Source organism: Leptospira sanjuanensis (genome assembly GCF_022267325.1).
In the GTDB taxonomy this organism is placed as follows: Bacteria; Spirochaetota; Leptospiria; order Leptospirales; family Leptospiraceae; genus Leptospira; species Leptospira sanjuanensis.
In genome coordinates this window covers 160306-187163 of sequence record NZ_JAIZBG010000002.1, presented here as the reverse complement: position 1 = coordinate 187163, position 26858 = coordinate 160306, and the positions used below count along the sequence as shown (strand labels likewise).

The following is a 26858-nucleotide window of genomic DNA, read 5'->3' as shown; positions in this document are numbered from 1 at the left end:
AACGATTCTCCATAAAATCTTCGTCTAAAACCAGACTTATGTTTGCGTCTGGTCCTTCGACTCTGATTACCGATATTAAAATTAGAACATGAGACTCATCGGGGCGATCAATATTCAATCCTCCTTGCTCGTTAGCGGTTTGTCCGCTATCGGACTCGGACTTCTCATTTCCGTCGGCCAAGTCAAAACCCCCGAAAATTTTCCCGAAATCGAATCCGTTCCTCTGGAAGAAAAAAGCGATCCTTCCAAATCACATCCTACTTGGAAAGGAAAACACGAGGAACAAAAAGACATTCAAGTCTTCAAAATCTCCGGTTCGAAAAAAACTTCCATACTTGAGGGATGGGAAACCGATCGAGGTTTGATGGATGCAAAGGGTTCGAGCTTTACCGGAGTCGGCAACGGTTGGAATCCGTTTCCTTCCCGAAACAACCTGGGTTGGAACCAACCCGATTCTCTCTTTAACGATCAGAACACGAACTGGACGGGCGCGCGTTTTCTCGGCGGTAAACAAGGAAAAGTTCAGATGACTTCTTCCGTTCGTCCTTTGAATCCGTTCGGAGAATTGTCTCCTTCTCTGCGCGGCAGAAAATCCGATCCGTTCGGCCCGGCGGATCGCACCGGAGTCAACCAAGCTACGTTAGACAACTTTGAACTCAGTTATACCGTACTTCCCGGCGTGGAGGCGATCTTAAAAACGGGGAATTCCCTTCCCTACACCGCCGATCAAAAAGATCAGGGTTATTCGATGGCGGGTTTCGCTTTTAAACCGAACGAATACGTCAGCACCAAGATCGTTTCCGGAAGTTCGTTCGGGAACTCGAGCTTAACCGCGAACCGACTTTCGTATTCTCCTCATTCTTCCAACGTGCAGGCGATGAACATCGATCCGAACATCGGAAACAATCCGGTTTTGAGAAATCAGGCCATGGGGAACAGCGGAGGAAGAGTGATCGAATGGCAGGCGAACATCCAACCGATCCAACGTCTTTCGTTTCAGACTTCCGTTTTGAACAAAGAAAAGGACAAGGGTCTTTACAGTCCGGAAGCCGCGCGTTTTTCGATGTTCATCGATTTTACGAAAATCATCCTGAACGTGCGATACAGTTATTCCGCGGACCCGACCACGCGCAACAACGGCCTTTATATCACTCCGGAATCCGACGCGACTACGCTCGGATTTACGATGCTTTTGGATCCGGCCGGAAGATATTCTCTCTTTTTCGGAAACAACTATTACAATCTTCTTTCGCAAAGAAACACGGGAGTCAACACGCAAGTCGACGAACCGCTCCGGTCCTTCTCCGCGAGTTTCCGCGGAAAGACCGGCTTTCAAAACGCGATCTTTTTCATGAACTTCCGAAACAATCTTTCCAAAGGTGTGATTTATACGGACGTCGGTCCGTTCCGTCTTCCTGCGTTTTCCCAATATTATACGGAATACTTCACTTCTTTAGGAATGGAGCTTTCCTTCTAACTTCTTTTCTGGTTGCCCGTTTTTTTCGGTTTAAGAATTTGATCGGGAAGGGCATCTGCGGCTTCGCCCGTCTCGTCGCAATACGGAAATCAATCGCCCATCGACGCAACCGGTTCGAAACGATCGCAGCCGCTTCAGAAAATCAAAAGGAATCAAAGAATGTTCGGAAACAAGTTAGAATCAATGAAGCAGATGAATCAGATGCGAGTGAGAATGAAGAAGCTCGAAAAAGATCTCATGGCCCTCTCGTTCGAAGCGAAATCCAAAAACGACCTCGTAACTTGTATCTCCGACGGAAAACTGAACATCAAAGACATTCTGATCGAAGACGAACTTCTCGCAAAAAACGACAAGAAACTTTTACAAAAGAGCATCAAACAAGCGGTGACCCGTTCCCTCGAACTCGCGCAAGCCGCCGCCGAAGAAAGAATGGCGGAGTTCCGCGGAATGATTCCCGGAATGGAATAAAATCGCGATTTTTGAACCGAGATAAAATCCAATATCAATCGTTTCGAGTTCTTTCAATAGAATGAAAATAATCCAACGGACAGACCGCTTCCGGGCCGCCGGTTTCCGGTAAAAGAAGCGGTTCGCCTTCGTCTTCCGTTCTGACCACCGATTGAGATGCCTGACCCAAACGATACGGGTCGGCGTTCACCTGTAAAATCTTCAAACTAGGAACCGTTTTCTTCAGCAGAACGACTGCCGGTTGTGTTCCGGTGTTGCTTCGTGTTTGATCGATAAAATGAAACTGTCCCGGCTTCAAGTTGCTCAGAGGAATGATGAACGGAAGGGGCTGCGTTTCATACAATCTACGCAGTTCGTTTCCGTCGCTCGTGGCGGGGAAGGGAAGAGCGCCTAACACCGATTCCATGGCCGACTTGAAGTTGGACGCGCCTGCGGAGTCCACTCCCAACTGAGCTTCCGAAAGGGAAGTTTCTCCCGTGGACAACCATAAAAACGCGGCAAACAAACGGACAAAGGCGGCTTCTCCGGAAACACCCAAATCGTTTTTCTGCGCGGGTGAAAGAGCGGTCACCGCCGGAGAAGTCAGAAAAATTTCAGCAAGACTCTGTGCGTCCTTAGCTCGCACAGAGGGTCCGGCAACGGTCTTCTTAAAGAAAGAATTTCTTTCCTGGACGTTCGAACCGGAAACGGTGTACAGATATTTCATAAACGCGTACGCGAACGCATAATCTACGATCGAAGAAAAATTGGCAGAACCGAACAAGGTGGAACCGTTCACACCCCGTGCGCAAACTCCGGAAATATTTCCTCGATAACACTGAATCCGATTCGTCTGCGGAGAATAACCCGCGATATCGCTGGCGACCTCGCTCGTCCCTTCGTTCAACCAGGTTTCGTCCCGCGCCTTCTGCGATTGATAATCGGGAAGTTCGAATTGGAAACGGATCAAGTGTTGAAACTCGTGTGCAATCGTCGACAAAAGAGTATCCGATTTACCGGACGCGACGTCCTTCTCCGCGAGTTCCTTCAATTGAACCGAATCGATATATAAAATTTCTTTTGTGTTGGAACGTACGCTCGATCGGGCGTCGTCCGCAAAAAAATCGAAAGGATCAAAAAAACCGGCCACGAAAGAACCGCCCGGTTTTGCTCCGTCGCGAATATCCAAAAACAAAATATGAACCTTTCCGCTTTGATCCATATCGGAAGGAACACCGAACGCGGCGGTCACTTTCGGAAAAATTCTCTGATCGAATTCGCGAACGATGTTTGCGTAATCCAAAACGTGTTCTTGTCCGTATTCGGCGTAAACCGCGACCGAACTTCCTTCTCCCACGAGATTAGCCTGCAGACAATAGGAGGAATTTTTGGTAATGTCGCGCACCCAGAACTTGCCCGGACCAGAACAACCGATCGCGGTTAGGATCAAGGTTTGCACGTATTGCGTTCCGAGCTTCGGTTTGTCGGAGGGAAAGAAGGAAGGGAAAACACTTTCTAACGAGCAGGCGTTCGAAAAGCTGATCCAGAGAAGAATCCAGAACGTAAGCGCAAGTTTTTTTCCGAAATTCATTCTCATGAAAGATCTTAGACGAAAGAAACTTGATTGAGATTCTCTCTTGCCCCCGTAACTTGTCAGCATCTTGGCGCCTTCCATCCGGAGCAATCAACATTGGATAAAATATTTCCTAAGTTCAACCTGAAAACGCGGAGAATTCTTTCGTTTTTCGCGATTGCCGTTTTTACGATTCAATTCTGTTCCTTAGGAAATGAAAGGCTCGAAAACGAGTCCGCGTCAAAACCCTCTCTCCCCGTTCTTTCCGGGGAATACTATTCTCCGATTCAAAAATTAGAAGAAGGTTATTTTGTAAGACAGTTGTTTCTCGATACGACCGCAAAAAAGGGAAAATTCATCTTCACTCAGTTAAGCGTAACGTTGAGCAAAAACCGGGAAGAAACTAGAATCGAAGGAATTGCAAAAGCGACAAGCAGAGGTTTTCGATTGATTCCCGAATCCTGCCGCGTATTTACCAATCGTGAATCGGGAAACCGATGGGCCCTGTTCCGCGCGTACGACTGCGATCACCTTTCCTTCGAAATCGAATCGAACCAATCCAACCGGATATCCATCGCGCCCGATTTTATTCCGGGAACTCCGATCGGAGTTTATAGAAAATCCGCGTCTTCCGATCCGTCTCGAATCAGCGCGCTCGTTTTGGAAAGCGGCGGAACGATCTTAGAAGTCTGGGGACTCCGACTTTCCCGAGTGAGAAAAAACGCGTCCATCGTTTTAGAAAAAGAGAACGGAAAACGATATCCGGTCCGCGCCCTCGAAACGATCGAGACCACGGGGCAGGTGACCGCGGAAGGTGTTCCCGTCGAAAAAGGGGACATTCTTCTTTATTCGAACCCGGGAGAATCGGGGCCCCTTACGTATTAAAAATATCGAATATTATAAAGGATTTATGTGCATAGGGACGAGCTTGAGATAGGGAAGCTGTTCGCGAATCCAATCCAATTCTTCTTTGGAAAGTTTTAAACCGCTCCACTCGAGATAACGCAAATCCTTCATTTCGTAAACGTGGCGGATTTCCCGAATTTTCGTATGTCCGATTCGAAGTTCCAAAAGATCTTTACAGATCGAAATCGGTTCCAAGGAAGCCACTTCCGTTTCCCGAATATCGAGTTGTCTCAGCTTACATTCCGCACCGATAAACGATAGGTCCTTGATCTTCGTTTTATACAAACCGAGTTTGGTCAGAGTTCCGACGGACGCATAACGTTTCAGATCTTTTTCGTCCACGGAAGTTTCGTTCAGATACAAACTGTGGAGCGCGGGAAGCTTGTTCAACGCACTCAGATTCTTCACCTTGGTTCCGTTGACGTTCAAAAATCCGATCGTCTTTAAGGAACTGAGTTCTTCCAGATTCTCAAATTCGGGATGAAGAATTTCGAGCGAAACCAAGTTCCGAAAATCGACGAGACTGGCCGTGTCGGGAAGTTCGTTCTCGCCAAAGCCGATCCATCGGATTTGATACGGGTAATAACGAAGAATCTTTCCTTCTTTGGAATAGACGGGGATTCCCCCCGAAACCGGTTCTTTTTCTAAAAGCGAACAAGAAAGAAAGAAAAACAATGTAGAAAGCGTAAAGAAGCAACCGACTACGCGCGCGTATCGGTTTTGTTTCCATCGAGTTTCGTTTCGATCCGATCGCATCATACAACGATGAAAACCCAAATGGAAAGAAAGAGAAACCAAATTCTTTTTAAAACCTATGGCAGAAGGATAAGAATCTTGCCGTTTGGCTTTCGATCCAAGTAGATTCAATTTTGGGACAAATTGCAAATAACGTGCCTCCATTCCGTTTCTAAAGTTTTGAGTCTTTGCTCATTTTTGCCTGATTTTGAGTTTGACTCTCATCTTCACATTTTCAGAATGACTCTCAAAGACAGAAGGAGTCATTATGAGAACCATCCAGAAGTATGCTAAAACGGCAGTAATTTTTAGTCTCATCCTCGGAGCGCTCTTACAGTGCAAAAAAGAGGAGAAGGACGATGATACATTGAATCTTCTTTTATTAGGACTTGCGGCAAACGGCTACAACTGTTCCGCCAATGTCGGCGGTAGAGTAGCAGGACTTCCTGCAATGACCGCAACTACATCCGTTCAAACTTTAGTTTACGGAAAAGTTCCCTTTGTGAATCATTCCATCGCGGCCGTAAAAGTTACGGGTGCAGTAAACGGAACGAAAGTCGTTTTTACAGGGCGTAACGTTGCCGACTTCGACGAAGGGACTTCCAGTAATACAAATGCTCCTCTGGTTTACACGGCGTCTTCTTGCCCGTTGTTGGATCCTTCTTTGGATACCGCAAGATCCACGTACACCGGCGGCAGTGAAGGAACTTACTCCGGAAACGGCCCGTTTACGTATACTTTGAACGCGACTAAGGGCGGAGACTATTACTTCGTATTCTATCTCGCGAGCAGAACGGCGGAACCACCGACGACTACGTTCCAAATTCAATAAGATAGTAGCCAACTGAAAATGTATTTGATCCCGAACTTCAGTCCGATATGGAAACAAGCCCTGCTTGGGTTCGGGATTTTCACGCTTCTTATTTCGTGCGCAAGACAACATCCCGCGATCGACGAAGGAGAACTCGCATTTCGACAATCGATTCTCGCGATCCAAAAACAAATCGAAGAAGCGAACAGTTCCAAAATTCTTTCCACCGAACCGAACGGAGACGGATCGTTCACGACCAAGGTCAGAGCGGTTTCGTATGACGTGTGGATCAAATTCAGTTTTTCTAATAAAGCACAAGCCAACGTACCGGACGTTTCGACCGGTTGGGACATCGGCTTTCAGAGATTCAAACTGCAAACCAACGGAGGATTGACCAATTCTTCGGCCCAAGGCGCGGCTTGTTTGACCAATCCGGTTCTTACCGATTTTAACGCCGCGGCTGCGAGTACATCCACGGCTCTCGGTTGCCCGAACGCGGCGTTTTCTCCCGATACGAACGTAATCGAAGTGGCTGCAGGAGGGGTTGAAACCAGATATGTAGGAAGCGACGTTCTCAACAAATGGTTCAACTATACTTTAGCCTTTTTGCAACCGAATAATAAACTGTTCGTGGTTCGTTCTCACACGGGCAACGAGTACTATCTGCTCCAAGTGACGGGTTATTATAGCTCCGAAGGAACTTCGGCATATCCTACGATCAAGTGGAAACAGATCTCTTACTAACCTCTCATGACCGTTCCCATGCGCCGAATTTTTCAACGTAAAACGATTCAGATATTGTTTCTGATTCTTTTTTGTTTTCCCATCGAAGCGCAAGATGAGAAGACGAAACAGGACAATAAAGTTTCCGAAAAAGAATCGCCGAACACGAATACTGCGAAGGAAAACACGATCTCGACCGAACCTAAAAACGGAAACGGTCAAACGGGACAAAACGGCCAGAACGGACAACCTCCCGAAGATTCGCAAATCGTGGTCACCGGTTCGCGCGGAGAACGGAGACTGAAAGATTCCACGGTTGCGACCGAGGTCATCTCCCGTAAAAAAATCGAAGCAAGCGGTGCGAGAAACGCCGCCGAAGTTTTGGAAACGCAACTCGGAATCGACGTGGTTCCGTTTTTCGGAGGATCAAGAGTTCGAATGCTCGGACTTGATTCTCAATACGTTCTTATTCTCATAGACGGGGAAAGAATTTCCGGACGTCTCAACAACGCGGTGGATCTCAGCCGATTCAAGGTGCAAAACCTGGAAAGAATCGAAATCGTAAAGGGCGCCTCATCGGCGTTATACGGAGCTGACGCGATCGGAGGAGTCATCAACCTCATTACGAGGGAAGCGGATAAAAAGCTCAGTTACGAAATGCGGACGACATACGGAAACGGAAGTCGGAAAAACTTCAATACCGAGGGAGAATTCAATACCACGGCCAACATGGGATTCCGCAACGAGATGGTGAGCGGCGCAGTATCCGCAGGTTATAATAAAAATCCTGGATATCGATTGGTTCCTGATTCGCAGGCGACGACCGGAAACGCATACCAAGACTTAAACGCGGGGATGAATCTTACCTTTAACCCGGACGGAAAGTTCAAGGGTAAAACGAGAATTCTCTACCAACACAGGGATCAGAACGGAGTCGACGTAACTCAGTCCAAGGCCGTCTTTGATCGAAACAACAAGACGCACGACTTTTTAGCGACAGGTTCTTTGGAATACGGATTCGGAAGAAAGAATCTGATCTCCTTCCGCGGAAATATATCCAAATGGGAGAACAAATACTACAATAACCAACGAGGTTCCGACGAGCTGGACGTAAAACAGTTGAACGCCGAACTCACTTCTCAGGGAACCGTTCAATTGGATATGGAAGCTTCCGACCGACATTTTATCACGATGGGAGCCGAATCCTTCGCGAACGAATTGGAATCGGATCGATTACAAAATCGTTATGTATATAGAACGAGAAAGGCGGCCTTCTTTCAAGACGAATGGACGATCTCCCGTTCTCCCAGAATCCGAGTGATCCCCGGAGTTCGGTACGACGACGATTCCCAATTCGGAAACCAAACGACTCCGAAGTTCGCGATGCGTTATGACATTCTCCAGAACTTGGTATGGAGAGCGAGTTACGGACGGGGTTTTCGTCCTCCGAGCTTTCAGGAATTGTATCTTCGTTTCGAAAACCCGGCCGTGGGCTACGTAGTGGAAGGAAATCCGAACTTAAAACCCGAGCGATCGATCACGATCAACTCCGATTTGGAATACACGCCGTTCAGTTTTCTTACATTCTCTTTCAGCTTGTATCGAAACGACATCATCAACTTGATTCAATACAAGTTCGATTCCAACAAGGGAAAAGAATTCGCCGAATTCGAATTGCAGAATATCGCAAAGGCATATACGAGAGGCGGAGAATTCGGAGTTCAATACCGGTTCTTAAAACATTTCACGTTGGAATTGGGATACAACCACACTGACACGAGAGACTTAACGACCGACCGTCCTCTGGAAGGAAGAGCGCTTCATCAGGCTTCGGCGAACTTCATCTACAATACACCGAGCGGTTTTCAATTCAACCTGAGAGGAAAACATCTCGACAAACGTCCGTTCTACAGTTCTACGAACAACTTATCCGCAGCGGGACAGGATTACATTCCGACCGAAGTCAAGCTGAACGAAAATCCTCCGGTCACGTACGGGAAACCGTTCACCATCATCAACATCCGCATGGAACAGAAATTCTTTGAAAAACGTTTCGCTTTGTTTGTCGGTGTGGACAACGTATTGAATCAATACGAACTCGCCTACAACCCGACGCGGCCTCGCTTCTACTACGGCGGATTTTCGGCTCAATTTTAAAAAACGGCACGGTTTCGGAGGGCGGCGTAGCTCTTAACGAACCTTTCACACGCGTCGATTGAAAACGGATTTTACCATTCGTCGCTTTCGAATCGATGACGCTTAAATAACTTTATAAGATTCTAAAGTTATTTCTTATTTAAGGTTTTGTAAAATGGAACGCTGACAAGAACGATCACGATCTGAGCGAGTCCGAACACAACCGCGGTCAAAGAAGAATTCCAAGCAGGATTCACCGCAGCGGTAATACGATCCAAACCCACGGAAGAAATCGGACCCAAAAAGAAACCGAGAGAACCGAAACCGGTCAAACCCGCCATGACAAGGCCGTTGTTCTCACGCGTACAAAGAGAAGAAGCCAAACGCAACGATGTCGCAAACATTAAACCCGCACCCAATCCGCAGAACAACAATGAAACGCCGATCCACAAAACGGATTGAAACATTCCGGAAAGAGTCAATGAAATTCCGTAGATCAAAGAACCGATCGCGACCGGAAAGTATTTACCGGTTCGTTTGGAAAGACGGATCGCGGGATACGACAACAAGGCCATCGGTAAAAAAACCAAGGACAACATTCTTCCCGTCTCGGAAGGATTGAGGGAAAATTCTTCGCGAAGACGAAGATTGAGAGAACTCATAAAATAACCCGAAGTGAAGCGATCCAGAAACTGAAACGCCAAGGGGAATAAAAGAAGTGGATGGGATAAAAAGACGATACCGGATTCTTTCCAAGAATGTTTTTTGCTTCGATTGAACTTTTCTTCGGGGACAAATTGATAAACGACCAACGCGAGAAAGAGTAAGATCCCCGAACCCATCCGAAACGGAAGAGTGGGATCGTGTTTACCGAGAAAGCCGAGTGAAACACCGACGGCCCCTCCCAAGGAAAGAAGCATACCGGACAAACCCATCAAGGTGCCGTTTCCGAATTTGAGTTTGGATTCGCCGTGCTCCACGTCGGCGACGGAAGCGAGAAGAAGTCCGATCACGAATACGTGCGCGCCTCCTTCCAAAAAACGAAGCAGTAGAAGGGTGGCGAGATTGTCCGCATACGGAAGTAGTCCCAACAACAACGCGTCCAAGCCGCAGAAAAGAACGATGATTTTTCTGCGGGTTCCGAAATAATCCGAAAGAAATCCCGCAACGGGAGAAAAGAAAAAGGACCCGAGCATCGCAATGCTCAGGAACCAGGCGACTTCTCCATTACCCGATTGAAAACGGTCCTTTACGATTTCCTTAAATACGGGAACAATCATCGTTACCGGAAGCATCGCCAGAAAGACTGCCACCGGTAAAAAATAAGGGGATTTTTTTCGATCAGCCTTTTGCAAGAACTGCGTCATACGCTTCCTTACCGATCGCAGAAATCAGATCCTGTTCCAGCTCGGAGAAAATTCCTTGGTTCAAGAGGAATACCTGCTTAGATTCCGTTAGGATCTGCTGCTTTACGTCATCGCTTACAGGAAGCGAATCCAGAGCGGTGCGGTAATTTCCTTTAAACGCGTTCATATCGGTGATCGCCGGAAACTCGTAGAAAGAAATTCCTTTTCCTTCCGGAAGCGCCAACGCTCTTGCAGCGACCTTCTTCAGAATTTGTCCGCCGGAAAGATCCCCTAAGTAACGAACATAAGAATGTGCCGCTAAGAGTTCGGGTTGTGTCGCTGAAATTTTACGGATCTTATCCACGTAAATTTGTGTCGCAGCAGTCGGTTTGTGATCCGCCGCCTTCCAAGATCCGTAAAAAAACTGAAGATCCTCTAAAAGTGCGTTCTTGCGATACAATTCCGGATAACGAATCGATTTGAGTACGACGTTGTCTGCGTGACGTTCGAGTTCTTCTTCCATCGCTTCATAAACGAAGTAAAATGCTTCCAGATGGCGCGCGTAAGTTCCTTTTTCCAAAACCCCTTTCATAAAACAGCGAATGAAGGCGGAACTTTCTGCGGCTTTGTGTTCTTCGGATGTTCCTTCCCGAAGTAGTGTTGCTAAATTCATTACGGTTCTCCTGACAATACTGTGACAATTCTCAGAAGTTGATACTGAGAATCAAACTTATTTTTGAAGAAGAAAGGTTGTTTTACTGAAAAATTTTGTGGGAACTCCTGCGGATTCTCAAATTGAATGCGGAAACTCGGTGGGAACTCCTTCGAATTTCCAAATCGAACCGTAAAATTTTGTGGGAACTCCTGCATTCCCACTGCAACGGAAGAATTCTCCCTTGAAAGAGAGGTTTTGTATGAGTTCCCACAAAGTCCCACTGGGTTATTTGCGATTGACAGGGCAAAGGTCGGCCGCCGAGAATTAAGAGGATCGCAAACTTGTCGTTCCCATGAAAGTAGAAGAGAAAAAAATCGCCCTCAGAAACACGAAACAAAAGGGGGAAATCCTCAAGGTTCTCGAAACCGCTAAAGGTCCGCTTTCGATCAAAGAGATCTACGAACTATCCCGCAAAAATCTGGACAACTTAGGAATCGCGACCGTTTACAGAGCGGTCAATCATTTGATGGAAACCGGAGCGATCAACGAGATCCATTTGCCGGGAGAATCCTCGCGCTTTGAAGCGAGCCATCTTCACCATCATCATCACTTTCACTGCAAACAATGCGATCGAGTGTTCGATATTGAAATCTGTCCGTTTCCTCTGGACAAAAGTCCGAAAGGATTTACCGTGGACACCCATGAGATCATTCTCTATGGAACCTGCTCCGACTGTAATTCCAAGGCAAAATGAATTCCGAATCTAAAGTAAAACTCAAAACAATTTGGATCTCTCTCCTTCTTATCCTGGGATTTATTTTCATCGATAGAATCCTCTTTCCCTTCGCACTCTTTGAATTTCCGAACGAACTCGAATGGGATACATCTCCGTGGTATAACTTTCTTCACAAACGCAGGAACATCCGCTTCGATCCAAAGGAGAAAGGGATTCTTGTGACAGGAAGCAGCGTCGCCTTGTATTCTTCTTATCCGAAACAAATCACGGAAGAACTTCGATCTTCCGGGGCAAAAGACGCCGAAACCTTCAGAGCGGAATTCTATTCCCATCCTGCGTTGTCTCCCACTGACTTTTATTATTACTCGGACGACATCCTGGCAAAAAAACCGGAACTTGTCGTTTACGTTCTAAACCCGGCCGATTTACAATTAGATTATATTCAAAAAACGGAAAGTTCTTCGGCGAGTTTCGACGAACAGGCTCGGATGAAGGATTACAAAATCCGTCATCAGAATCGATTCATTTTTCCCGGAGAATTCCTCGCCGACCATTGGAAAGAATACACGAAGGGAGAATTTTTCGCGCAGTTGACCAAGGCCGCGATTCTCCTCAATCGTTTTAGAAGTTTCTTATACGATCCTTGGACGGAATACATGGAACATCATACGAGAACCATGCGTTCCTATCACTATTACACCGGCGCGATGCCGAAAGAAGGGATTTTTCTAAGAGGCTGGACTCCTCCCCAATTCACGATCGAATGCGAACTCAAAGACGGGAAGTTATCGGAAGAAATTTTCGTTCAAAAACCGGGCATACGAGTTTCCATCGAAGAGATCACTCCGAGCGGAGCGCCGATGAAATACCCGGCCTTACTCGAAGAGACATACGATAAACCGGGTTGGAAGTCTCTGGATATTGAATTCGAAGACGAGCCGGGTGTAAAAACGAAATTCGCAAACTTACGATTCACCGTATCCCCGACGACCAGTTCAGACGAAGTCGATGCGCGAATTTTCGGAATTCCTGCAACGTATGGAATCCGCCTCACGCAGAATTTCTGCAGAAGGGAAGTCCGTTCCGATATTTCCTACGATCGAATTCACGGATTGGACGATGACAGGGTGGGGAACATGTCCGATGAAGACTATTTCAAAGACTATGAAAGACGTCTTTATTTTAATCCCGAAAACGAAGGCGCTCTCAATCGTCTCAAGAAAATCCAACGAAACAAGGAAATCCTAGGAAATTCCCCGTATTTTATTTGGTCCGAAATTCGGTTCCTGGAAAAGACGATCGAGAAGTTTAAGGCGAAAGGGCAGAAGCTGATCGTAATCAATTCTCCCGAGAATCCGATCGAAAGCAAATATTATAAAAATGGAAAGTGGTATTCCGGTTATCTCGGATTTCTGGATTCCCATAAAAACGAAATCTTCGGTTTTTACGATCTCAAGGACGCGATCCCTGACAAGAAATCGTTTTTGGACCCGCATCACCTGACTTTCAACGCGGCAAAACGCAGTTCTTCCCTTTATCGGCAGGCGATTCAGGATTTTTTAAATTCTTCTCCGGAAAGAAAATGATATGCGGACGGAAAGGACGAATTCCTTTTTCGGCAAAGTTCGTTCTTGGCTTGAAAACCCGTTCGTAATTCTTCCCTTATTTTTCGCGTTATACGCGCTTGCCTCCCTTATGATCTGGAGAAAATACGATTGGAACCCGAGTTCGCAGATCAACTTCGGAATGCAATTCGCGGTTCAAAACCCGGAAACGACTCCGAAAGGGGCGGTAATATTTTTAGGTCGGCCAGGCGATCTCGGCGCCGGATACGACGGACAAATCTTTTACTATTATTCCAGAATGTTAAGCGAATTCCATTTGGAATGGCCGAAAGGATTCGAGGAAAATATTCGAGCGCCCCGAATCGGATATCCGTTGTTCGTTTCGATCTTCGGATGGTTCGGCCCCTGGGGAACCGTTTTCGGAATGTATTTCCTCAATCTGGCCGCAATTCTTGTCTCTTGGCATTTGCTGCGCGACTTATGCCGAGAAAAATTCGGGATCTATGCAAGCTTCTATTTATTCTCTCCGTTCCTCTTGGGAAGTTATGCGCTCTTAGTCAGCGATGCCGTTCTAACGGGACTTTTGGTGATCACATATTGGTTTTATAAAAAAGAGAAGTGGATGTGGTTCGCTTTTTTCGGCGGTCTTTCGATCGTCACCAAAGAACAGGCATTCTTTCTTTTGTTTCCTTTAGGAATTCAATCCTTGTTCGATCGCAAGTGGAAACATTCGATCGCGATCGCCGCGACCCTGCTTTTACCGTTTTGTTGGGGCGTGTTTTTAAAAATTCAATTTCCGCATTGGTCGCCCGCGCGATTCGCGGATTTTTTCGCTCCGTTGGACGGCTTTTTCGGTTATTGGAAGGAAATCAACGAACCGAGTATATTCTCTTTTTTGCAAGTTCCGGACTTTGAAACGGGATTGATCCTTTTCGCTAAGAAGTTCTCGAGAGTTCCGATCTTTTTTTTGTTTCTCGCTGGATTGTCCGTACTTGTGACGGGGAGTTGGAAGAAGGCGATCGCACTTAGAATTTCCTTTTTCTTTGTGATCGTTTCGGTTTTCTCCGCGGGTTACGTGCTGTATTGGTCTTCGTACGAAAACGTTTCGAGAATGTTTACGGTTTCGATCGCGTTTTTGATTTTGTGGAAAATCGAAGACGAAACGATTTCGGATACCGCTTATTGGCTCGTAACCGGAAGCATTTTCTTTTTATTTTTGTTTAAGCTCGCCTTTGTTTCCACTCCGCTTCCTTTTGAACTTTGGAAGTGAGAAAGAAATTGGAAATCCGTTCCTTTATATTTGCAATCGACAACCGACCCCGATCATTCGGCCCGACGACCAAAAACCGAATCAAAACGAGTTGCTATTGAATCGGGTTCAGCGTCTTTCAATTTCCTGAAAAGCGAATCTTATAACTTTTATAAATTCTTTCGTTGATTTCACCGAGTTTCGTTCGATCCAACGCGATCTGGTTTCCGTCGTCCAACGAAATGACCGCGTAATTCGATTTTCCCTCGCGGATATTCCGCTTCAGATCGGCAACGGACTTCACGTCTTGATCGTCGATCTTCTCCACGATCTTAAAACTGAAATCGTGAAATCCGTCGTTCGATTCGTCGGGCAACACTTGAGAAAGAAGAACGATTCTTCCCTTGTCTCCTTCCTTTTCGTGAAACTTAGAATAGTCGTAAAGATAAAGAAGCTTACGATCCACGCGCGATCTCCAATCCTTTCCCCATTCTTCCAAAAGAGCCTCGGAAAGTTCCAAGAACACGAAACCTCCTTCCACCGCATAATCGTTGGAATTCGGAATGCTCTTATACGGAATTCGAACCGCGGAATACGGGAACGGCTTCAGCTTCATGCTGAGTTGAATTTTCTTTTTATCGCGGAGAACAAGCATCGGAATCTCTTTCCCGAGAGAATAACCGAAAGAATCTCCCGAATGCGCCAAAAAGGAAAGAACTTGTTTCCCATAAAGAGGATGATCGATATATCCTTTTGAATCCACGTTCTTTCCGCCGAATTCGAGAATGACGTCTTCTAGTTTTAAAACTCCGCTCGCGGAAGAACCCGGAATCACGTCCGCGACAAGAATCCCCGAATCCGATTCTTCCATTCCGTAATATTTTTTTACGGCTCCGTCGGTGATCGGTCTAAAACGAAATCCCTTGTAACCGAACACGTCGGTTCCCGGAGTATGGATGAATTTTTGAATGATAAAAGAGGGAATGATTCTTCCTGAATTTTTTCCGGACGTAAAATCATAGAGAAGTCCCGTGACTTTTCCGTTTTCGATCACGACTTCCCCGAATCCGTTCAAACCTTCGTTCGAACTCAAATCCACAACGGGAAGTTCCACTTGTCCGAGAGGCATTTGATCCATGTCCATACTCAAAAGCGCGGCCCCGGTCGCTTGGATGGAACCGGAATTGTCCAACTGATAAACGTTGACCTGTTTCGGAAATACGACCACGGGAGAAAAACCCAAAGGGACCAAATCGTCAAAGAAATTCTGTTTTTCCACACGCAACAAGGCCAGATTCGATTCCGGATCTTGTCTGAATACGATCGCCTTCATCTCAGAATACGAAGAATACTTTTTGACCTCGATGAGAGTCGCGTCCGGCAAAAGAGAATAGGGAATCAGAATACGATTGCCTTCGGTTACGACTCCGACCCCGCGCCTCACTCTCGGATTTTTCTTTTTCCAAGGTTGATGGTATTCCGGTTCCTGATAGGTCACCTTGATCTGCACAATGCTTTTGTAATACGATTCCTGGGTGGATTTCGAGGATTTGGAAGAGGATTCCTTCTTTTCCTCTTTTTGAGATTCCTTTGCGGAACCGTTCGCCGCCCCGTTTTGTGCGGTTGCATTTTTGGAATGTTTCGCTTTAGAGTGATTTTTTTTAATAAGAAGCGGATTCGATTCTCCCTTTGGAGAAACTTCCGCAAAGATTGAAAATGAAATCGAAACAAAGCCGAATAGAACGAGGGGAAAAAACAAAGTTCTGAGTTGAGTCATGTTCGTATTTACTCCAGACCGTAAGTCTTACGGATTCTTTCATCCGCTCTTTCAGCTTCTTCCCGATTCAAGATCAAAGGGACCTGAACGTCCAAAAATTTGAGACGCAGATATTTTTCTTTGGATTCTTTCAAGATTCGTTTGAGATCGTTCAATTCTCCGACGGGGGTTCCGTTGACCGATTCCAACACGAGATTGACGAAGTAATCCAAAGAGGAGTTCACAGGATGCGAAAGTTTACGGTATAAAACGACGTCCGTCTTTTTACTTCGATTGAGGCCGTCTTCGATAAAGTAAAAAAATCTGTATAATAGCTGGCTTCCGCCGGAAGTGTTTCCTCCGCGGCTCCAACTCGTAATGAGATCGCGCGACATTTCTTGAAAGAGAAGTCCGCCGATCATCTCATAATCGTACGACTTGTCGTATTGATTCCGCATAAAATCGAAATCGAGCATACGAAGCGCCGGAAACGAAACGGACATTTCCTTTCCGTCGCGATAGAGTTTAAACGAAATTTTATCCCCCGCGTGTTTGTTATCCACGATCTCGACAAAGTCGACTCGTGCATCCTTGTCCTGCATCACGGTTCCGTTTTTTCCGATCGGATGTCCGTCGATCTCCACGAGAAAATCGCCTTCTTTCAGATGTTTTTCCGCGGAACCGTTCTTTAACACGCGCGTGACGAAAACGCCTTCCAATGAATCCGGAATCTTTTTCGCTTTTCGCAAAGAAATGTTAAACGAATTGAGAGTTCTGACTCCGAGCTCGACGTAACCGTCGTATTTTCCGTCTTCAATATCCGTGAGGAAGTGACGGATGACGTTCGTAGGAATAAGATATCCGATATTCTCCCCTTTGGTCGCGACCTGAAACGCGACTCCCACAACCTTATCGTCCTGAATCGCGGGTCCGCCGGAATTACCCGGATTGATCGCGGCGTCCACTTGCAAAACCAAATGACTGTCCACCGCGGAATGAGAATATACGGATTGATCCTTTCTTGAAACGATCCCGCGCGTAACGGAAACCTTGTTCCCTCCGATCGGATAACCAACCACAATCAAGGGAGAATTGAGTTCGGGAATTTCTCCGAGAGAAAGATCTCTCGAATCCTTGTAGAAGTCGGGACTGTCCGCTTCCAAAACCGCGAGATCGCAGTCGTGAGCGAGATGAAGAATCTTCACGCCGTACCATTCGGTTTGATTGTATCTCTGCACTTGCACGAACTTCGCGTTCGAGACGACGTGCGCGTTGGTAAGAATTCTTTTATTTCCGATTAAAAAACCGGTGCCCGAACTGGCTCGCACCGTATCGGTCGTCCAAGGAGAAAACGGATTGACCGCTTGGGAATAAACGCGGATTTGAACGACTCCTTTGCGGAGTTCGTCGAAAGGAAGCGCATTTTCACCGGCGTAAACGCCGGTTTGAAAGACGAGAAACAAAACGACGGAGAAGGCCCGGAGCGAAACATTCGAATTTCTTCGAAACCAAATCCTAAAAAAACCGAATAGATTAGCCGTCAATGGGCCCTCCCAATAAGAAACTTCTAATTTAGAATTTTCTAATGTCCTTCGAACTCGCAGATCGCGAAAACCGGCACCTTCAATTCTTCCTGAAGTTTTTTACCGCCGCCTAAGTCGGGAAGGTCGATGATGACCCCCGCTTCGTAGACTTCGGCTCCGAGTTTTCTGAGTAATTTGACGGCGGCCATCATGGTTCCGCCGGTTGCGATCAAATCGTCCATCAGAAGAATTTTATCTCCCGGTTCGACCGCGTCTCTGTGAATTTCGATCACATCTTTTCCGTATTCTAAGTCGTATTCTTCCGCTACGGTTTCGGAGGGAAGTTTTCCTTTTTTACGGATGGGGATAAAACCGACTCCGAGCTGAAACGCGAGTGGAGCTCCCGTGAGAAATCCTCTGGCTTCGATTCCTGCAACTTTTGTGATTCCCTTGCCTTGGTAGCGGTTTACGAAAGTTCCGATGGTCAGAGCGAGTCCTTCCGGATCGAGTAAGAGTGATGTAATATCGCGAAACAAGATTCCCGGTTTTGGATAATCGGGGATTGTTCTGATTTTGGATTTAACAATAGACATCTAGGTTTTACGTCCCAGGTTTTTAATTTACGGGTTCTATTCAAAAAACCGGAGACATTTCAAACAATTCTTTTTTGTTCGGAATACGGAAAAGCCCGGCAAAACCGGGCTTTATTTCGTTCGAGGAAGAATCGGTTCTTAATAACCGGAATTCTTCAGCGCGGCAATTCTCGCTTCTAAAGGCGGGTGAGTGGAAAACAAGGCCATCCATTTGCTGTGTCCCGAAATTTTCATCGTGGCAAGAGCTTCTCCGCCTCGTTCGTCTTCGGGTGCGTTGAATGTGCGTCTTAGTTTTTCTAAAGCCGCGATCATATTCTGACGTCCGGCAAGTTTCGCTCCGCCCGCGTCCGCACGGTATTCTCTCGTTCTGGAGAAATACGCGACCACGATAGATCCGAGAATGCTGAACAGAATACTGAGTACGATGTTCGCCACGAGACGTACCGTGTATTGCAGTTCGTCTTTGACCATCGTGCTGAGCGCGTAGCTGATGATTCTCGAAAAGAACATTACGAAAGCGTTAACAACGCCTTGTACCAGTGTCATGGTCACCATGTCCCCGTTCGCTACATGCGCCAATTCGTGCGCGAGAACTCCTTCTACTTCGGAGCTATCCATCGCTTGCAGTAGTCCGCTGGAAACCGCGACGAGAGAGCTGGACTTGGACGGTCCGGTCGCGAACGCGTTCACTTCCGGAGAATGATAAATTCCCACTTCGGGCATCGGAAGATTTGCGGTCCTTGCAAGTCGTTCCACTTTGGAATACAATTCTCTTTCGGCTCCGGAGGCGGATCTTGGGTCGATGATCTTAACGCCCATCATCATCTTCGCCATAAACTTAGAAAGCAACAGCGATACGAATGCGCCGCCCATTCCCCAGAGGAAACAGAACACGAGCAATGAACTCAGATTGATTCCGTTTGCATCCAGATACGGACCGATTCCCAGTACGCTCGTAACGATCGAAATCGTAACGACCACGAGGATATTGGTCAGTAAAAACAACCCAATTCGTTTAAACCACATTTTGGTTTCTCCTTATCTCGCGATTCATAGAGAGCGAGATTGAATTTCTTAAACTAAAAATAAGCACTGCGTTCGAAATCCTATCGGATTCTATTTGGAAGTTAGACCCAGAACGCGACTCATAGGGAGCGTTCTGTTGAGTTTTTAACGCGACAAAACCACTTTTTTTAAACTCTCCCTAAACTCAGCGAGTCGCTCTCTACGGATCGCAACTCAGGGAGCGTTCTGTTGAGTTTTTAACGCGACAAAACCACTTTTTTTAAACTCTCCCAAACTCAGCGAGTCGCTCTCTACGGATCGCAACTCAGGGAGCGTTCTGTTGAGTTTTTAACGCGACAAAACCACTTTTTTTGAAACTCTCCCAAACTCAGCGAGTCGCTAACCTCGGTGAATTTAAACCTTTCGCGGTTCTTTACGAAAAAAAGAAGCGATTAGGAATAAAATCCCCAGCAACACATACGCGGTTACGAAAGAATTTAAACCGACATCGAATTGATTGAGAATGTCGTTTCCTCGCAACGAGAATCCGTGAATGAAGCCGGTCGCCGCGAGAAAGGCCGCGATCAAACAAGTGATGAGAGCTTTTTTGAAATCCCGATCGATGACGAACACTGCAATCGAAGCCCAGATCATCGAAGAAATCAAAAATCCCTGCGACAGACTCAAAAGTCCTCCGAGAGGATAGGGAAGAAACGGCAACCCTAAAGGAACATCGGACATCCAAAGATGAGCGGTTTCTTTTACGCCCGCGTTCTCCAGAATTCCCGCAATCGATCGGTCCGCGTAGTTGAACGTGGATTGAACGAGAAGAACTCCCCAACCCGCAAGAGCGGGAAGAATTCCGATCACAACCGCAGGGGCGTGTCTGCTCGGAGTCGCTTCAAACGCTTGCGAACCGATCACGATTCCGATCCAAAGTACGATCGCCATTCCGGCTTCGACCGGAATCAAGGCTTGGATGAATGCGAGAAGACCGAAAAGCGCTACGATCGTCATAAACACTCCGTTGAGAGTGGAATAACCCGCTCTAGCGCCTAACGCCTTCCAGCCGGGATGACCGATATAGATCGTAGTCGGGAACGGAGATCCGAAAAAAGATCCGACGACGGTTCCCACTCCGTTCGCCATCAGAGAATCTCTGGTGTTGAAGGAATCTCCCGAGGCTTCTGCGGATTCAATGTTTTGCAGCGAACCGATCACGTTAAAGATCCCCATCGGAATCAAAACGGAAAGATATTCGCGGATATCCGCATGTTGAAACGCGGCAAACAAATCGCTAACGGAAAGAACCGGAAGATAAAGACCGATCTGACTCGTGGAACCTTTGAGCAGCGCCCCGTCCATCATCGGATTTCCCCAAGCGCCTTGCGACCAGGCAAGAATGGTTCCTAAGATTACGGAAACGAGTCCGCCCGGAAGACGGAACGGAAACACGACTCTAGCGAAGTATTGCAGAAGAATCACCCCGAACGGAAGAAACGCGATCAGAGGATTTTGAAAGGTTTTTACCAGAAAATCCATGGAAATAAAGGTGATCGCGATTCCCGCAAGGGAAGAAAGAAGCGCGGCGCGAGGAGTCACCTTGCGGATTTTTTCCGCGACAAAAGAACCGGACATCTCGATCAAACCGGAAAGAAAACTCGCAACGAGTCCGACCTGCCAAGCCAGTTTATAATCGCCGGTTTTCTTATATACGGGAAGTATAATAAAGAACACGAAGGCGAAGAGAGATACGGTGTTGATTCCGTAGGGAAGGGCGGTGACGTCGGTTCGATTCTCCTTTTCGGCGAGACGGTGCGCCTGCCAGGAATAAAAGAGATTCCCGAGCAGAAGAGAAATTGCTGTTCCCGGAAGAATGACCTTATAAACGAAGTCGCCCGGAACACCACATAACGTGGTCAGCAAAAAAGAAAGAACGAGAATCTGAATCAGATTGTCGATCATCAGACCGAAAAAGCCGTCCAAATCCCCCAGTACAAACCATTTTAATTTATTTTGGCTCATTGTTTCGATTTACTCCCAAAATCCACTTGAATCACGTTGGACTTATCATCCTTCGTCTCATCCTCTTTTTTCTCTATTGTAACCGTCTTCTCGCCCGAACGGAAATCTTGCAGGATCTCCGGCTCCGTCGTAAAAACTTTTAAATTCGTCAATGTTGCCTGAGTTTTATCAAAATAGCGTAGGACACAATCCCAGGGAATGAATACTTCTTCCCAGACGTATCCGAATTGAAGTTCCGCGTAGATCCATTCTTCCTGAAGATCCAAACGACGAACGCCGCCTTTTGGTCCGAATACGAGAACGATCCCGGATTCTTTTTCGTCGCCGACTAACCCGCGTTTGCCGATAACCAGTTGGCGATGGGGCACCGCTTGCAGATAGAAGGTTCCGAACTGATCCCAGTAAAGATCGAACAAAGAACGTTTGAACTTTCGGAGCGTAAGGATTTCTTCTTTTAGATTTTGTTTATCCATTCTTTAAATTCTGATCTGCGATTCCCGCGTTAGCCTCGTTCAAATAATCCCCGTGGATTTTGTATTCCGGAACGAGCGCCTTGAAGGCGAGGAAGATATCCTTGTCTTTATTGGTGCGGCCCGCGTTCAGAAGTTCGTTGAAACGCGCTAGGAACGTGGTCGTCTCCTGATTTTCCAGAGGAGCGGCGATCTTGATTTTCGGATGGTGCGTCTTTTTGATCCCTTCTAAATCCAAAAGAAGCTCTTCGAACAGTTTTTCTCCGGGTCTGAGTCCCGTGAATTGGATCGGAATATCCACGTGCGGTCTGAGTCCGCAAAGACGAATCATTTCTTCGGCGAGATTCAAAATTTTGACGGGCTCGCCCATTTCTAAGATAAAAATTTCTCCGCGTTCTCCCATACTTCCGGCCTGCAACACAAGCTGCGTCGCTTCGGGAATCGTCATGAAGTAACGAATTACATCCGGGTGTGTTACCGTGACCGGTCCACCGTTTGCGATCTGTTCTCTAAAACGAGGAATCACCGAACCGTTCGAACCGAGAACGTTCCCGAATCGAACCGTGATGAACTTGGTTCTGGTTTCTCTCGAAACATGTTGTAGATACAATTCGGCGGCACGTTTGGATGCGCCCATGATGTTGACCGGATTGACGGCCTTATCGGTGGAAATAAGAACGAAACGTTCCACGCCGGAAAGTCTTGAAATGTCCGCGATGTTTTTCGTACCGAGTATGTTGTTCATCACAGCTTCGGTCGGATTGACTTCCATCATGGGAACGTGTTTGTAAGCGGCGGAATGAAATACGACCTGCGGAGAATGTTTTTCAAAGATCGAACTGACTCTGGAAAGATTTTTGATGTCCGCGACGATCGGAACGAGTTCCACATTCTGACCTTGCAGTTTTTTCCTCAGTTCGTATTCGATTTCGTATAACGGCGTTTCGGCGGAATCCAACAGGAGAATTCTCGAAGGTTCGAATACAGCGACTTGTCTGCAAAGTTCGCTTCCGATCGAACCTCCCGCCCCGGTCACGAGAATCGATTTGCCTTTGAGATAAGAACGAATGGATTCGATTTCCAAGTCTACGACCGGACGACCCAAAAGGTCTTCCACCTGAACTTCCCGGAGTTGATTCAGTTTGGGAGAATCAAAAAACAAAGATCCCAAAGAAGGAAGAATCTTGAACTTCACGTCCGTGCTTTCGAAAGAACGGATCAAACGGCTGATCAGTTTTCCGTCCGGATTGGTGATCGCGATAATCACCTGTTTGACTCCGAACTGATGAATCATCTGTTCTGCTTGGTCGATCTTTGCGAGAATCGGAACGCCTTGGATATGCGCGCCGATCTTTTGGACGTTGTCGTCCAAGAATCCGACCGGATTGAGTTTTAGTTCGTTGTGCCTACGGATTTCGGAAAGAAGCGTAGCTCCGACTTTTCCCGCACCGAGAATGAGCGTAGGAAGTCCTTCTTCCTTTGCCTTTTTGAGAATGTACTGATCCCGGAACACTCTCCAGGAAAAACTGCGGATACAAAGAAAGCTCAAAAGAAGAAGCGTATCGAGAACCGGAACCATTCTTGAGAGCTGTTCGAATCGGTTGTAGAATAAAAGCGCCGTGGTCGAAATCAGGGAAGAAAGAAGTGTGACCTTGATGATTTCCACGAGGTCGTGAATGGAAGCATAGGCCCAAATCGATCTGTAAATGTCCGAAAGAATAAAAACCGCGGCTCGAACGCTGATGACAATGAGTAAAGAGGTGAGAAATCTTTCCGGTTGAGCGAGAAAAACGAACGATTCGAAACGGATCCAATGCGCCAAAAAGTAGGAGATCCCCATGAATAAAAGATCCAAAGGAAAGATCCACATTCTCCGATTCCAATGACCGAGCATGTAGGAAATAAAATCCGCTTGTTCCTAAAAGTCCAATCTTTTTGAAATGGATGCGGCCGATTTTTGGGCGAATCGAAAAATGTGTTGCAGAAATTCTTTTCTTGCCCCACTCCAATAGGAGAATAAATCGGTTCTAATATCGGGACACCTTGAAAGAAATTATTATCAACCTCCAAGGAGATCTGGACTTTAAGTTAGGAGAAGCGTTGCTTTCCAAATTGGAAGATCTCACGGAAGCTCCTCGCAAAATTCTTTTGGACGCATCGGGACTTCAAACGGCAACGTTAGAGGGAGCTTCCATATTAAACCGACTTCCGGAGCGTTTTCCGCAAACGCGGTTCGCGATCTGCTCCGTTCCCGGCGGAATCGAAATTTCTTCCCAACAAGAAAACGAAATTCCCGTCTTCGGAGATCGGGAATCCGCAAAAGCGCATCTAACCGCGGAAGACGCAGGCGGAGAGGCGTTTACGGAGAATTCCCCCGTCCTGGTAAATTGTCCAAACTGTTTTCATCTGCTGAAGATACAGGTTTCCGGAAACTACGCCTGCCCGGCCTGCCATTCCAAGTTTTTCGTAACGAAGGATTGGCGCACTTCTCCATTCGAAAGATTATTATAATATTCTTACATGTCCTCGAAAAACTTGATGGTTTCCAGAACTTCGACGGGGACGTTTCCCGCCTGAAAATAAGGATTGTATCTTTTTTTGATTCCGGAAACGAGCCTTCGTTTTCTCGCCTCGAAAGAATCCATGGACTCCTTGAGAATCGGATTTTTCTGCAGCTCGGCACGAAGCTGCGGAGAAAACGGAACGTAACGATTGAGTATGTCCCTCGAAACGCGGTTGAGTCTGAGTTTGCCCGAGGATTCGAACAGTATCCAATACGAATAATCGCTAGCGAACATATCCTTTAGATTTTTCTTATATTTCACCAGTTGTTGATCGATGCTTTTTTTTGCGTCGGGCGTCAAAGCCGGAGACTTGCGGTAATTCTCCAGATACAAATAATATTCCGAAGTCAGCGAAGGAGGGGAAGAATCCTTCCACTTTCTACCGCGGACGGTCCGTTCGATTTCCCAGCGAAATTCTCCGAGGGTTCTCGTGATCGCAAGAGTCATGTTCTCGTTTAAAATCTGCGGAAATACGAGACGTCCTCTCGACGAAAGTCCCGAAGTGATTTCCTGCCAAAGGACGCCTCTGCTTCCGAATACGGGAAGAATGATACAATCGGGACAGATTTCCTTCATAGCAAGTTCGGGTTTGCCGGGAGTCTGCTCGGGTTCGAAAGAGATTTGTCTGTAAAAAAGATGTTTATCGATTTTATGAACGTGATCCACGACCGCGTTCAGTTTTTCCGGAGTCATTAAGAACGCGTCCGTCTCGCCGTACATCTGATCTTCGGAAAGAATCGGATACGCGAGGTTCGGATTGGCGGATACTCCGATCAGACCGTTGAACAATAAATTGCTTAGTTCCCAATCCAAAAGATGAAGAAGATCTTCGATTCCGCTGTCGCCCGCAAATTCGTCCGTTCCGGTTTTACGCAACATCGTCGCACGCACTTGTTCGTACGATTGAGCCAGGTGATTTCGCGAAGGAATTTTTTTTCCCGAAAGAATGAGTCCGAGCCATTCCGGTAAAAAATATACGGCGATCTTATGATTGGAGGGATTTGCATCCTGAGTATAATCTCGGATCTTCTGTAGAGTTCCGTAGAGCTGGACGATTCTTCCCGCCGAAAGAAGATTCTCGTCTAGATAAAAGAAATATAAAAACAGAAGCACCGCTTTCGGAACCGGACCGATGTCCGATCTGTATCTCGCATAACAAGCGGAGTAAAGTTGAATGAAGGTTTGAATTTCTTCGGGTTTGTGTTCCTTGCGGACAAGACCGGGATGTTCCTTAAAGGCTTGCACCCTGCGTTGAATCTCGGACGTTGCCGAGTTCCCCATCGCCGCGTAGTTCAAAATCTGCGTTAGACTTCCTTGAAATTCCTCCGGAAGCGCGACATCTTCCTGGACGCTGACGCCGCCCATTTGAATTCCACCCCAAGCCCTCGTCTTTTCCGCGTCTTTTTCAGGGGGAGTTTCGACTTGAATCCCCATATCGTTTCCGTTTAAACTGAGAATCTTCGCGTCGAAACGGATCCATTCCTTGTCCTCGCCGGAAAACAATACGTGAATCTTATCGCCGGTCGATACGGGAAACGAATGATACAACTTCTTCGTAAAAACCTTCGTGTGAAGAGATTTCTGAACGGAGTCCGCACCGGGAGGCCCAGAATACAAAAGTCCGGGAAAAGCTTCGTCCCCATCGGTCAAGAATACGACGGGAATCAATTTTCTCGGATGAGGCCCGAGATCGTGAATAAGATGTTGCAACCTTTTGACGATGAGCGCGTCTCTCCAAGCGGGGAGTTCTCCCTGATGTGCGAGAAACGAAGCAAGTTCCGGAAGAAACACTTCCTGAAACCAAGAGTGAGAATCCGAGATCTTTTGAAGAACGGAGACGGACGCATGATCCACAAAGGAGTGGATTTGAATCACGTCTCTTCCGTTCATGTATGTCAGCGGAAGTCTTTTGAGAATTCTAGCGCGCAACGCGGCGCGATGTTTGATCGAATTTCGAAAACGTCGTTCTAGATAATATCCCGCAAGCAACAGGAGAGCCACGAAGATAGTTCCGTTGATGACCGGGATCCAGGAAAATTCCGGCCAGACAAGAATGGGGCGGGCTTGCGCTAAAAAAAACATGCGAACTGTATAAGTTTCTTTTTTTCAGGGTCAAGCAGGATTCTTAGAAACGATTTCAGTATAAGAACCTACCGAGCGATCGTAGAGAGCGAGGTTTAAGTTCATTAAACTTGATTTTTCGATCCTATCGAACCCGCGCCGTACCCCGGAGAATTCTGCAAACAAATTCCAAAACTTCGAATCGATTTTATCTTAGATCAAAGAGAAAAGCGTTTCAACTCGAAAAGATTCTTAGATCGATCGAAAAAAATCTTCTTTCCAAAAGAATCGATCCGAATGCCGGTGGAATTACAGTTCATTTGATACCTTTCGTCCTCGGAAGTAAGGCGATCCGTAACTTAAAAAAGTCAATTTATCAGTAACATGCGTTAATGCTTCTCGGAGAATTCTACCCTAATTTACAGGCATCTTTTGGGAACTTGCAATCAAACCGTTGCACAAAGCGAGAGCTCGGCTACTTATGGTCAGCGGGCTTCCGCTT

21 protein-coding genes and 1 pseudogene are annotated in these 26858 nt (G+C 46.7%); 10 read left to right on the top strand and 12 right to left on the bottom strand.

Features of this window, described 5'->3' with window-relative positions; translation table 11 throughout:
- The first annotated feature begins 88 nt into the window (after positions 1-88).
- Positions 89-1477 (top strand): hypothetical protein, encoded by a 1389-nt coding sequence (locus LFX25_RS18860; protein WP_238731803.1) that lies wholly within the window; start codon positions 89-91, stop codon positions 1475-1477.
- 159 nt (positions 1478-1636) lie between these two features.
- A complete protein-coding gene (locus LFX25_RS18855; RefSeq protein WP_118957249.1) occupies positions 1637-1945 on the top strand; it encodes a YbaB/EbfC family nucleoid-associated protein in 309 nt (102 codons plus the stop codon).
- A 34-nt stretch (positions 1946-1979) separates the two neighbouring features.
- On the opposite strand, the gene LFX25_RS18850 is transcribed toward LFX25_RS18855, so the two are convergent.
- Entirely contained in the window at positions 1980-3515 is a 1536-nt protein-coding gene (locus LFX25_RS18850) for a peptidase M30 (RefSeq protein ID WP_238731802.1), read from the bottom strand.
- A 108-nt stretch (positions 3516-3623) separates the two neighbouring features.
- Here LFX25_RS18850 and LFX25_RS18845 point away from each other — a divergent pair, with 108 nt between their 5' ends.
- Entirely contained in the window at positions 3624-4382 is a 759-nt protein-coding gene (locus tag LFX25_RS18845) for a hypothetical protein (RefSeq protein WP_406600553.1), read from the top strand.
- A 12-nt stretch (positions 4383-4394) separates the two neighbouring features.
- Here LFX25_RS18845 and LFX25_RS18840 read toward each other — a convergent pair whose 3' ends face one another.
- Positions 4395-5159, bottom strand: a complete 765-nt coding sequence (locus LFX25_RS18840; RefSeq protein ID WP_238732075.1) for a leucine-rich repeat domain-containing protein — start codon at positions 5157-5159, stop codon at positions 4395-4397.
- A 247-nt stretch (positions 5160-5406) separates the two neighbouring features.
- Between LFX25_RS18840 and LFX25_RS18835 the strand changes: the two genes are divergently transcribed.
- From LFX25_RS18835 to LFX25_RS18825, 3 genes are read left to right on the top strand one after another with little or no spacing between them, the layout of a single operon-like run.
- The gene (locus LFX25_RS18835; RefSeq protein ID WP_238731801.1) at positions 5407-5970 is read left to right on the top strand and encodes an LIC20153 family lipoprotein; all 564 of its coding nucleotides are present in this window, start codon (positions 5407-5409) and stop codon (positions 5968-5970) included.
- An 18-nt stretch (positions 5971-5988) separates the two neighbouring features.
- A complete protein-coding gene (locus LFX25_RS18830) occupies positions 5989-6693 on the top strand; it encodes an HmuY family protein (RefSeq protein ID WP_238731800.1) in 705 nt (234 codons plus the stop codon).
- Positions 6694-6699: 6 nt separating this feature from the next.
- Positions 6700-8829 carry a TonB-dependent receptor plug domain-containing protein gene (locus LFX25_RS18825; RefSeq protein ID WP_238731799.1) on the top strand — a complete coding sequence of 710 codons (2130 nt, stop codon included), beginning with the start codon at positions 6700-6702 and terminating at the stop codon, positions 8827-8829.
- A gap of 128 nt (positions 8830-8957) precedes the next feature.
- Here LFX25_RS18825 and LFX25_RS18820 read toward each other — a convergent pair whose 3' ends face one another.
- Complete coding sequence (locus tag LFX25_RS18820) at positions 8958-10175, bottom strand: MFS transporter (protein ID WP_238731798.1); 1218 nt, start codon at positions 10173-10175, stop codon at positions 8958-8960.
- Positions 10150-10827, bottom strand: coding sequence for a biliverdin-producing heme oxygenase (locus tag LFX25_RS18815; RefSeq protein WP_238731797.1), 678 nt, complete (start codon positions 10825-10827; stop codon positions 10150-10152). The genes LFX25_RS18820 and LFX25_RS18815 overlap by 26 nt, the downstream gene beginning before the upstream one ends.
- A gap of 334 nt (positions 10828-11161) precedes the next feature.
- Between LFX25_RS18815 and LFX25_RS18810 the strand changes: the two genes are divergently transcribed.
- From LFX25_RS18810 to LFX25_RS18800, 3 genes are read left to right on the top strand one after another with little or no spacing between them, the layout of a single operon-like run.
- Entirely contained in the window at positions 11162-11563 is a 402-nt protein-coding gene (locus LFX25_RS18810; RefSeq protein WP_238731796.1) for a Fur family transcriptional regulator, read from the top strand.
- Positions 11560-13131, top strand: coding sequence for a hypothetical protein (locus tag LFX25_RS18805; protein WP_238731795.1), 1572 nt, complete (start codon positions 11560-11562; stop codon positions 13129-13131). Before LFX25_RS18810 ends, LFX25_RS18805 begins: the two co-directional genes overlap by 4 nt.
- Position 13132: 1 nt before the next feature.
- Positions 13133-14380 carry an AZOBR_p60025 family cell surface glycopolymer formation protein gene (locus LFX25_RS18800; RefSeq protein WP_238731794.1) on the top strand — a complete coding sequence of 416 codons (1248 nt, stop codon included), beginning with the start codon at positions 13133-13135 and terminating at the stop codon, positions 14378-14380.
- A gap of 118 nt (positions 14381-14498) precedes the next feature.
- Here LFX25_RS18800 and LFX25_RS18795 read toward each other — a convergent pair.
- From LFX25_RS18795 to LFX25_RS18765, 7 genes and pseudogenes are all read right to left on the bottom strand, one after another.
- Positions 14499-15908, bottom strand: a pseudogene (locus LFX25_RS18795) (PDZ domain-containing protein); the annotation flags it as partial.
- Positions 15909-16144: 236 nt separating this feature from the next.
- On the bottom strand, positions 16145-17659 hold the full coding sequence (locus tag LFX25_RS18790) for a S1C family serine protease (protein ID WP_238731792.1): 1515 nt from the start codon (positions 17657-17659) through the stop codon (positions 16145-16147).
- 38 nt (positions 17660-17697) lie between these two features.
- On the bottom strand, positions 17698-18231 hold the full coding sequence (locus LFX25_RS18785) for an adenine phosphoribosyltransferase (protein WP_238731791.1): 534 nt from the start codon (positions 18229-18231) through the stop codon (positions 17698-17700).
- Between the two features lie 138 nt (positions 18232-18369).
- The gene (gene htpX, locus LFX25_RS18780; protein ID WP_238731790.1) at positions 18370-19257 is read right to left on the bottom strand and encodes a protease HtpX; all 888 of its coding nucleotides are present in this window, start codon (positions 19255-19257) and stop codon (positions 18370-18372) included.
- Between the two features lie 393 nt (positions 19258-19650).
- Positions 19651-21261, bottom strand: coding sequence for an NCS2 family permease (locus tag LFX25_RS18775; RefSeq protein WP_238731789.1), 1611 nt, complete (start codon positions 21259-21261; stop codon positions 19651-19653).
- Positions 21258-21734, bottom strand: coding sequence for a ClpXP protease specificity-enhancing factor SspB (locus LFX25_RS18770; protein ID WP_238731788.1), 477 nt, complete (start codon positions 21732-21734; stop codon positions 21258-21260). Before LFX25_RS18770 ends, LFX25_RS18775 begins: the two co-directional genes overlap by 4 nt.
- On the bottom strand, positions 21727-23625 hold the full coding sequence (locus LFX25_RS18765; protein WP_238731787.1) for a polysaccharide biosynthesis protein: 1899 nt from the start codon (positions 23623-23625) through the stop codon (positions 21727-21729). Before LFX25_RS18765 ends, LFX25_RS18770 begins: the two co-directional genes overlap by 8 nt.
- Positions 23626-23774: 149 nt before the next feature.
- Between LFX25_RS18765 and LFX25_RS18760 the strand changes: the two genes are divergently transcribed.
- Positions 23775-24242 carry a hypothetical protein gene (locus LFX25_RS18760; RefSeq protein WP_238731786.1) on the top strand — a complete coding sequence of 156 codons (468 nt, stop codon included), beginning with the start codon at positions 23775-23777 and terminating at the stop codon, positions 24240-24242.
- A 5-nt stretch (positions 24243-24247) separates the two neighbouring features.
- On the opposite strand, the gene LFX25_RS18755 is transcribed toward LFX25_RS18760, so the two are convergent.
- Positions 24248-26377 (bottom strand): hypothetical protein, encoded by a 2130-nt coding sequence (locus tag LFX25_RS18755; RefSeq protein WP_238731785.1) that lies wholly within the window; start codon positions 26375-26377, stop codon positions 24248-24250.
- Between the last annotated feature and the right edge of the window lie 481 nt (positions 26378-26858).